9 protein-coding genes are annotated in these 8,386 nt (G+C 73.1%); 3 read left to right on the top strand and 6 right to left on the bottom strand.

Annotation, left to right across the window (positions count from 1 at the left end):
• The 5 genes from CLV28_RS13795 to CLV28_RS13775 all read right to left on the bottom strand — a co-directional run.
• Nucleotides 1–327: ATP-binding cassette domain-containing protein (locus tag CLV28_RS13795; protein ID WP_280522697.1), on the bottom strand; the 327-nt coding region annotated here is incomplete at its 3' end.
• Complete coding sequence (locus CLV28_RS13790; protein WP_244900161.1) at nt 324–1,301, bottom strand: amino acid ABC transporter permease; 978 nt, start codon at nt 1,299–1,301, stop codon at nt 324–326. The genes CLV28_RS13790 and CLV28_RS13795, both read right to left, overlap by 4 nt.
• Complete coding sequence (locus CLV28_RS13785; protein ID WP_100423900.1) at nt 1,298–2,233, bottom strand: ABC transporter substrate-binding protein; 936 nt, start codon at nt 2,231–2,233, stop codon at nt 1,298–1,300. Before CLV28_RS13785 ends, CLV28_RS13790 begins: the two co-directional genes overlap by 4 nt.
• Nucleotides 2,230–2,409, bottom strand: a complete 180-nt coding sequence (locus tag CLV28_RS13780) for a methionine/alanine import family NSS transporter small subunit (protein WP_100423899.1) — start codon at nt 2,407–2,409, stop codon at nt 2,230–2,232. The genes CLV28_RS13785 and CLV28_RS13780 overlap by 4 nt, the downstream gene beginning before the upstream one ends.
• The gene (locus CLV28_RS13775; RefSeq protein WP_100423898.1) at nt 2,406–3,992 is read right to left on the bottom strand and encodes a sodium-dependent transporter; all 1,587 of its coding nucleotides are present in this window, start codon (nt 3,990–3,992) and stop codon (nt 2,406–2,408) included. Before CLV28_RS13775 ends, CLV28_RS13780 begins: the two co-directional genes overlap by 4 nt.
• Nucleotides 3,993–4,134: 142 nt before the next feature.
• Between CLV28_RS13775 and CLV28_RS13770 the strand changes: the two genes are divergently transcribed.
• Together CLV28_RS13770 and CLV28_RS13765 are read left to right on the top strand one after the other, a co-directional pair.
• Nucleotides 4,135–5,583, top strand: coding sequence for a glucose-6-phosphate dehydrogenase (locus CLV28_RS13770; RefSeq protein WP_239073178.1), 1,449 nt, complete (start codon nt 4,135–4,137; stop codon nt 5,581–5,583).
• Nucleotides 5,584–5,658: 75 nt separating this feature from the next.
• Nucleotides 5,659–6,792 (top strand): alpha/beta hydrolase, encoded by a 1,134-nt coding sequence (locus CLV28_RS13765; RefSeq protein ID WP_100423897.1) that lies wholly within the window; start codon nt 5,659–5,661, stop codon nt 6,790–6,792.
• 1 nt (nt 6,793) lies between these two features.
• On the opposite strand, the gene CLV28_RS13760 is transcribed toward CLV28_RS13765, so the two are convergent.
• Nucleotides 6,794–7,672, bottom strand: a complete 879-nt coding sequence (locus CLV28_RS13760) for an HpcH/HpaI aldolase/citrate lyase family protein (RefSeq protein WP_100423920.1) — start codon at nt 7,670–7,672, stop codon at nt 6,794–6,796.
• A 116-nt stretch (nt 7,673–7,788) separates the two neighbouring features.
• Here CLV28_RS13760 and CLV28_RS13755 point away from each other — a divergent pair, with 116 nt between their 5' ends.
• Nucleotides 7,789–8,379: an SHOCT domain-containing protein gene (locus CLV28_RS13755; protein WP_100423896.1), complete on the top strand. Its 591-nt coding sequence runs from the start codon at nt 7,789–7,791 to the stop codon at nt 8,377–8,379.
• Nucleotides 8,380–8,386 lie beyond the last annotated feature (7 nt).

Below are 8,386 nucleotides of genomic sequence, written 5' to 3'. Positions count from 1 at the left end.
CCGACCGTCCGGACGCACCCGGTACCCCATCAGCTCGCCCGCGACCTCGACCGACCCCCCGGTGATCTCCTCGAGCTCGTTCACGCACCGCAACAAGGTGCTCTTGCCCGACCCCGACGGACCCAGGACCACGCACACCGACCCCGCCGCCACGTCCAGATCGACACCGCGCAGCACGTGCACCGACCCGAACTCCTTGTGCAACCCCCGCACCCGCACCATCGGGGCGTCGGACGACGCAGCCGCGGTCCCGGCACCCGGCCGGGTCCCCGCAGCGCGCGTGCCGTCGGCCGCGCTCGTGCCGCTGCTCTCGTTCGTCCCGCTCACGGGGTCACCTCCAGGAAGGGATCGTCCTTGGTCGTGCCCGCCCCCGCGATCGCCGCCTGCCGCGACAACCGCCGCGCGCGCCGTCCGCCACGACCGCCCGGCCCACCACGACCGCCACGACCACCGCCGCCGCCCGCGGTGCCCCGCCCGTAGTACTGCTCGACGTAGTGCTGGCCGACCATCAGCACGCTCGTGATCGCGAGGTACCAGATGGCAGCGACGAGCAGGAGCGGGATGGGCAGGAAGATCCGGTTCGCGATGGCGTCGGTCGCGAACGTGAGGTCGAGCGTGAACGGCACGGCGAGCACGAGCGACGTGGTCTTGAGCATCGAGATCGTCTCGTTGCCGGTCGGCGGCACGATCACGCGCATGGCCTGCGGCAGCACGATGCGGCGGAGCGTGAGCCCGTCCTTCATGCCGAGCGCCTTGGCGGCCTCGGCCTGGCCGGGGTCGACCGACCCGAGCCCGGCGCGCACGATCTCGGCGAGGTACGCGGCCTCGTTGAGCGCGAGCCCGAGCACGGCGGCGTAGAACGCGGTGATGACGTCGGCGGTGTCGAACGAGAAGAGCTCGGGACCGAACGGCACCCCGACGCTCAGCCGCGGGTAGAGCACGGACAGCAGGCCCCAGAACACGAGCTGCGTGTAGACGGGCGTGCCGCGGAACACCCAGATGTAGAACCAGGCGACGCCGCGCAGCACGGGGTTGTCCGACCGCCGCATGATCGCGAGCGTGACGGCGAGGATCACCGCGATCAGCATGGACAGGAACGTCAGCAGCAGGGTCCAGCCGACGCCCTGGATCACCCGGGTGTCACGCAGGTACAGCCAGACGACGTCCCAGCGGTAGTTCGCGTTGGTCACGAGGCCGTGCACGAACATCGCGGCGAGCACGAGCACGACGCCCGCGGACACCCAGCGCCCGGGCCTGCGCACGGGCACCGCGTGGATGCGGTTGGGGACGGGATCGCTCACGGCTCCACCTCCGGGTTGATCTGCGGGCGGTCGACGGCGCCCTCGCCGTTGCCCCACGCGTCGAGGATGCGCTGGTAGTCGCCGCTCGCCTGGAGCGACTCGAGCGCTGCGAGCACGGCGTCGGCGAGCGCCGGGTCGTCCTGCGCGACGACGATGCCCTGGTCGGCGGTCGCGAACGTCTCGCCGACCTTCTCGAGGCGGTCGCCGGTGCGCGCGATCGCGTACGCGGCGATGGGCGAGTCGGTGTACATCGCGTCGGCGCGCCCGCCGACGAGGTTGGTCGTGACCTCGTCCTGCCCGCCGAACACGAGCGGCGTGATCTCGGGGTCGCCCGCGGCCACGCAGTCGTCGGAGAGTCCGGGCAGCTCGTCGAACTCGACGGTGCCGGTCTGCACGGCGACGGTCAGGCCGCACAGATGGTCGGGGTCGACGCCCTCGGGGTTGCCGGCGAGCACGGTCACGGCCTCGCCCGCGTTGAAGTAGCTGATCATGGTGACCGCGTCCATGCGCTCGGGCGTGATCGTGAACGACGAGATGCCGACGTCGTAGCGCGAGCCCACCGACGGGATGATGCTCGTGAACGCGGCGGTGCGGACGTCGACGTCGAGGCCCATGGTCCGCGCGATCGCCGTGACGAGGTCGACGTCGTACCCGACGGGGGTGCGACCGTCGGCCGCGAGGAACTCGGCGGGCGCGTACGTGGTGTCGGTCCCGACGGTGAGCACGCCCGCGGCAGCGATCTCGTCGGGCACGAGCGCGACGACCGCCGGGTCGGGCGTGATCCCGCCGAGGTCGACGTCGGGCACGCCCGCGACGCCGCCCGAGTCGGCGATCACGGCCTCGTCGTCGACGTCGACGCAGCCCGCGAGCAGTCCCGGCAGCACGAGGGCGCCGAGGATCGCGAGTGCCGGACGGCGCCCGCGGCGGCTCACGTGTCGTGGACGACGGGGCCGCCGGCCTCCCGGGCGGTCTCGGCGGCGTCGTCCTCGCCCCCGGGAGGCATGCGGCGGCTCTCGGGGTGAGCGCGCAGGAACAGGATGCTCGCGACGAGCCCGCCCCACACGACGAGGATCGTCACGGCCAGGAAGATTGCGGCCTCGGTGGTCATCGCTGGGCCTCCTTGACGGCACGGGTGTCGGACGCGGGCGGGTACGGGGGCCAGGGTTCGAGCGCGTCGGGGTCGCTGCGCCAGCGCGTGGCGCTCATGACCGCGGCGAACACGACCATGAACGCGATGGCGCCCCAGCCGACGGTCAGCAGGTACCAGGTCGGGTAGCCGCCGTAGCCGTTCTGGACGAGGTCGACGATCCGGTCGATCAGCATGTACCCGAGCACCACGGGCGCGAGGACGCCCACGCACACGTACCACCAGCTGCCGAGCCGGAACGTGGAGACCGCGTTGAGGTGGTACCGCAGCTCGGGGCCCTTGCGCAGCACCCACACGAGCAGGATGGTCATGGCGACCGCCGAGCCCACGATCCCGATGTTGTTGGCCCAGTTGTCGGCGGTGTCGAGGAAGATCAGCCCGGTCGTGGTGCCGAGCAGCACGATCGAGACGACGGCGGAGACGCTGCCGATCCCGGTGGCGGCGGCGCGCGGGCTCCAGCCGAACTTCTCCTGGAAGCCCGACGAGACGACCTGCAGGATCGACAGCAGCGACGTGAGGCCCGCGAGCACGAGCGTGCCGAAGAACAGCGCACCGAAGAGCTGCCCGCCGGGCATCTCGGAGATCACGGCGGGGAACGTCATGAACGACAGCCCGACGCCTGTGAGGCCCTCGAGGTCGCCCACGGCGACGCCCTCCTGCGCGGCGAGGAACCCGAGCGTCGCGAAGACCCCGATGCCCGCGAGGATCTCGAAGGACGAGTTCGAGAACGCGACGACGAGTCCCGGCGACGTGAGGTTCGCGCGCCGCGGACGGAACGACGCGTACGTGATCATGATGCCGAACGCGATCGACAGCGAGAAGAAGATCTGCCCGTAGGCGGCGATCCACACGCCCGGGTCGCCCAGCGCGCCCCAGTCGGGCGTGAATAGTGCGTTGAGGCCGTCGGCCGCACCGTCGAGGAACAGCGCGCGCACCACGAGGACCGTGAACGTGGCGACCAGCAGCGGGATGAACACGACGTTGGCGCGCTCGATGCCCTTCGCGACGCCGGCCGCGAGGATCGCGATGGTCACGACCCACACGAGCACGAGCGGGATCAGCACGCCCGGCACGAAGTCGAGGCTGAACCCGGGGTCGCCGACCTGCAGGTAGTCGGTCGTGAAGAACGCGGTCGGGTCGTCGCCCCAGCCGAGGTCGAACGAGAACACGAAGTAGCTCGCGGCCCACGCGATCACGGCCGTGTAGTACAGCGCGATCACGAAGCAGATGCCGACCTGGAACCAGCCGAGCCCCTCGGCCCAGCGCGCGATCCGGCGGAACGTGAGCGGCGACGAGCCGCGGTACCGGTGACCGAGCGCGTAGTCGAGGAACAGGATGGGGATGCCGGCGGTGAGCAGCGCGACGAGGTACGGGATCATGAACGCCCCGCCGCCGTTGTCGAACGCGACGCCGGGGAACCGCCAGATGTTGCCCAGCCCGATCGCCGAGCCGACGGCGGCGAGGATGAACGCGGTCTGACCGCTCCACTGCTCCCGGGTCCTGGTGGTCCCGCCGTCGGCGGGACCCGTGCTCGCTCGTGCCATGAAGAAGCCTCGATCCGTGTCGGTGGCGCGGAACTTCTAGGACCGTAGCGCCGCCGGGCACGCCCGGCACTCGGAGCGCGAGCGGCCCCGCACGGTCGTAGCGTCGAGGAGCCCGCCCGCCCCGACCTTCGAGGAGCCCACCGTGCAGCACGTCGACCTCAGCCACACGGACCCGGACCTGCCCGAGCACCTCGTGCTGATCCTGCACGGCTCGCGCGGCGACCTGTCCAAGCGCATGGTGCTCGCCTCGTTGTACCTGCTGCACCGTCGCGGGCTGCTGCCCCGCACCTGGCAGATCATCGGTACGGGCCAGGTCGACGACGGCGACGACGCGTTCCGCGCCGAGGTGCGCGACGCGTTCGAGGAGCACACCGACCAGCCGCTCGACGCGTTCGACGAGTTCGCCCAGCACCTGTCGTACGCGTACCAGGTCGAGAAGGACTCGCCCTGGTCGCGGGCGGACGACGTCGCCGCGGCCGTCGCGGACGGCGCCCTCGTGGTGCACTACCTCGCGATCCCGCCCACCGCGTTCGCGCCGGCCACCGAGGCGCTCGCCGCGCAGGGGCTGCTCGACGGCGCGCGCGTCGTGTACGAGAAGCCGTTCGGGACGTCGCCGGAGACGTTCGCCGAGCTCGACGACCTCGTGCACGAGCACCTCGACGAGTCGCAGGTGTTCCGCATCGACCACTTCCTCGCCAAGGAGGGCACCCAGAACCTGCACGTGCTGCGGTTCGCGAACGAGCTGTTCAAGAGCGTGTGGAACCGCGAGCACGTGCTCGAGGTGCAGGTCGACGTGCCCGAGACGCTCGACGTCGCGCAGCGCGCCTCGTTCTACGACGCGACCGGGGCGGCGCTCGACATGCTCGTGACGCACCTGTTCCAGGTCGCCTCGGAGGTCGCGCTCGAGACGCCCGACACGCTCGAGGTCGACGAGCTCGTCGCGGCGCGCGAGGAGGTGTTCCGGCACTTCCGCGAGCTCGACCCCGAGGACGACGTGGTGCTCGGGCAGTTCGACGGGTACACCGCCATCGACGGCGTCGCGGACGACTCGCAGACCGACACGTACGTCGCCGCGCGCCTGTGGATCGACACCGACCGCTGGCGCGGCGTGCCGTTCGTGCTGCGCACCGGCAAGCGGCTCGCGCGCGGCGCGCAGCGGGTCACGCTGATCATCCGGTCGCCCGAGAGCGGGCCGCTCGGCGGCGTCGGCATCGACTCGGTGAGCGTCTCGATCGCGGGCGACGGGCGCATCGAGATCTCCACGACCGTCAAGCGCCCCGGCCCCGAGCTCGTGCTCGCGCAGGGCACCGCGGTGCTCGACTTCGACGACGTCGCTGTCGGCGAGGCCCTGCCGCCGTACGCGTCCGCGGTCCACGACGTGCTCGTGGGCGACCGGCGCGCGTTCACCACGTCCGCGACGCTCCACGAGGCCTGGCGCGCGTTCGCGCCCCTGCTCGGCGAGCGGCGTCCGACCCCCGTGCCGTACGCGCCCGGGAGCATGGGCCCGGCCGAGGCCGACCGGCTCGTGAGCGACGCCGGGTGGTGCGTGACCGCGCCCGACGACGCCGCGGGCACGGGCGAAAACTCCTGAGCCGCCGGGGTTCGACGGGCGGTCCTGCCCGGTCGCGCCTAGCGTCGAGGTCGTGAGAGCAGGGACCGCCTACCCGTGAGGGCCGCGACCGCGTGGGGGCGCGCCTGGACGTTCGTCCTGGGCGCCGGCATGGTCGCGACCTCGCTGTGGGTCGGCACCCGCACGGGCGACGCCCTGGGGGCGAACCACTGGCTGTTCGGCGTGCTCGTCGCGCTGACCTTCACCGCGGGCGTGCTCGTCCTCGGCCGCCTGTTCGTCCTGCTCTACCGCGACGCGTCGGACGACGCCCCCGCCCCGCCGCCCGAGCCCGCGGTCGCGCCGTCGGTGCCCCGGCTCGGCACGTCGGGGACCGTCGCGGTGCAGGCGGTCGCGTCGCTCGCGCTCGTGGCGCTCACGTGGTCGGTGCTGCACTACCAGCCGCACGTCGCGTCCTGGGAGGCTGTCGACGCGTACGCGAGCGACGACGTCGTGGACCTCGAGCGCGACGAGGGCCACTACGTGTTCGTCCCGCGCGAGCCCGGCACCGACCCCGCGGAGCTCGTCGACCGCACCGTCGAGGGCGCGCCCACGCCCGAGCAGGTCGCCACGACCGGGCTGCTGTTCTACCCGGGCGAGCACGTCGACGCGCGCGCCTTCGCGCGGATGCTGCGCCCCGTGGCCGAGGCCGGCTACGTCGTCGCCGTCGTGACCCCACCGCTCGGGGACCCGTCGCTCGACCCCGACCAGGGCGCGGGGCTCCTCGACGACCTCGGCGTCGAGCGGTGGGTCGTGGGCGGCACCGATGTCGGCGGGCAGGCGGCCGCCGAGCTCGCGGCCGCGCACGTCGGCGCCGGGCACGTGCACGGCCTGCTGCTGCTCGGCTCGGCGCCCGACGTCGACCTGAGCGACGCGCCCCTGGCGGTGCTCACGCTCTGGGGCACGCAGGACGGCGTCGTGCCCCCGTCCCGGATCGCGTCGTCGCGCGACGTGCTGCCCGCCTCGACCACCTGGGCGCGGCTGCCGGGCGTCAACCACGCCGACTTCGGGGACTTCGGCCACGCGCCCGGCGACGAACGGTCGACCGTCGACCGGGACGCGGCGCGCGAGCAGATCCAGGCGACCGTGCTCGGCTGGCTCGACCAGGTCGCGGCGGGCACGCTGCCCCCGGCCCCGGACGACGCCGGGGAGCCGACCGCGAGCCCGACCGGGGCGCCGTCCGACGACGGGTGAGTCAGCTCGGGTTGACGCCGAACGCCCGCGCGAGGTTCTCGATCTTGCGCGCGCGCCCCAGGCGCGGCAGGTCGCTGCCGTCGCGGATCACGCCGCCGCGCGCGTCGAAGTCCGCGAGGAAGTCCCGCGCCCACGCGACGTCCGACGGCGTGGGGCTGATGACCTCGTTGATGACGGGCAGCTGGTCGACGTCGAGGCACAGCTTGCCCGTGAGGCCGAGCGAGACCGTGGTCGCCGACTGCTCGCGCAGCACCGGGTGGTTGCTGCTCACCGTCGGGCCGTCGATCGGGCCGGGCAGGTGCCCGATCCGGCTCGCGACGACGAGGCGCGAGCGCGGGTAGGCCATCGCGAGGTCGTCGGCGCTCGTGCCCGTGTCGCGGCGGTAGTCGCCGCTGCCGAACGCGAGCCGGAACGCGCCGCGCGCCCGGGCGATCGACACGGACTCCTCGATCCCGAGCGCCGACTCGACGAGGGCGAGCACGGGCGTCGAACCGCCCAGGCGGTCGAACGTCTCGGTCACGTCGGCCGCCGCCTCGGTCTTGGCGAGCATGACGCCCGCGAGGCCGGGCAGCCCCGCGAGGAGGTCGACGTCGTCGCTCCAGAACGACGTGGTGCGGTCGTTGATGCGCACCCACGTGTCGCGGTCGCCCTGCTCGAGCCACCGCGCGACCGACTCGCGGGCGGCCGGCTTGGCCGACGGGTCGACCGCGTCCTCGACGTCGAGCACGACCTGGTCGGCGCGCGAGCGGAACGCCGGGGCGAACAGCTCCTCGCGCGCGGCGTTGACCAGGAGCCAGGACCGCGAGATCTCGGGGGCGACGGGGCGTCGGGGCCGGGGGACGGCGGTCGCGTCGACGGGAGCGCCGGTGTGTGAGCTCATGCCGCCACCGTACGCCGACGCCCCACCGCCGAGCGCGCGATCCGTCACGCTTCGCGGCCGGATCGCGTGACGGATGGCGCGGTCGGCGGTGGGGTGGCCGTCGGTACGATCGATCCATGGTGCGCGTCGGGACGGGGCTGGTCGGGGACAAGACGCAGGACTACCTCGCGCTGCTCGCGGGGTCGTGGATCCCGGGCGAGGAGCCCGTCCTGATCGCGGTCTGCAACAACTTCCGCCCGTTCTGCGACCGCGTGGTCGTGACGAACCGCCGCGTGCTCGGGTTCACCACCAGCCGGGCCCTCGCCGTCGCCTACGACCACACCTCGATCACTACGTGGGGCTTCGACGCCGAGCGCCGTACCTTCCACGTCGAGGCGCCCAAGGGCCGGTCCATGACGTTCAAGGCCGTGCCGGTCGCCGACCACGACGAGATCGACAAGGCGATGCGGAGGTTCGCCCCGCAGCACCCGTCGCCCGGCCCGACCGACCCGTACGAGATCCCCGCCCCGGCCGCGGCGCGTGCCGAGGTCACGGCCGGACCTCCCGCGGCTGCGGCGTCCGCCGACGGGCCCGCGCACCCCGGATTCGGGGCCGCGGTGCCGTCGATCTCGGAGGAGGTCACGCGGCTCGCCGAGCTGCGCGACGCCGGGGTCCTCAGCGAGCACGAGTTCACGCTCGCCAAGCGCCGGGTCATCACGGGCGCCTGACCCCCGC

It is taken from the genome of Sediminihabitans luteus, from assembly GCF_002797595.1.
Classification (GTDB): domain Bacteria; phylum Actinomycetota; class Actinomycetes; order Actinomycetales; family Cellulomonadaceae; genus Paraoerskovia; species Paraoerskovia lutea.
This window is presented reverse-complemented; position numbering and strand designations above follow the sequence as displayed.

Excerpts from the sequence above, each read along its gene's own strand:
- CLV28_RS13780 (WP_100423899.1), bottom strand. The coding sequence starts at position 2,409 with ATGACCACCGAGGCCGCAATCTTCCTGGCCGTGACGATCCTCGTCGTG.
- CLV28_RS13775 (WP_100423898.1), bottom strand. The coding sequence starts at position 3,992 with ATGGCACGAGCGAGCACGGGTCCCGCCGACGGCGGGACCACCAGGACC.
- CLV28_RS13760 (WP_100423920.1), bottom strand. The coding sequence starts at position 7,672 with ATGAGCTCACACACCGGCGCTCCCGTCGACGCGACCGCCGTCCCCCGG.
- CLV28_RS13755 (WP_100423896.1), top strand. The coding sequence starts at position 7,789 with ATGGTGCGCGTCGGGACGGGGCTGGTCGGGGACAAGACGCAGGACTAC.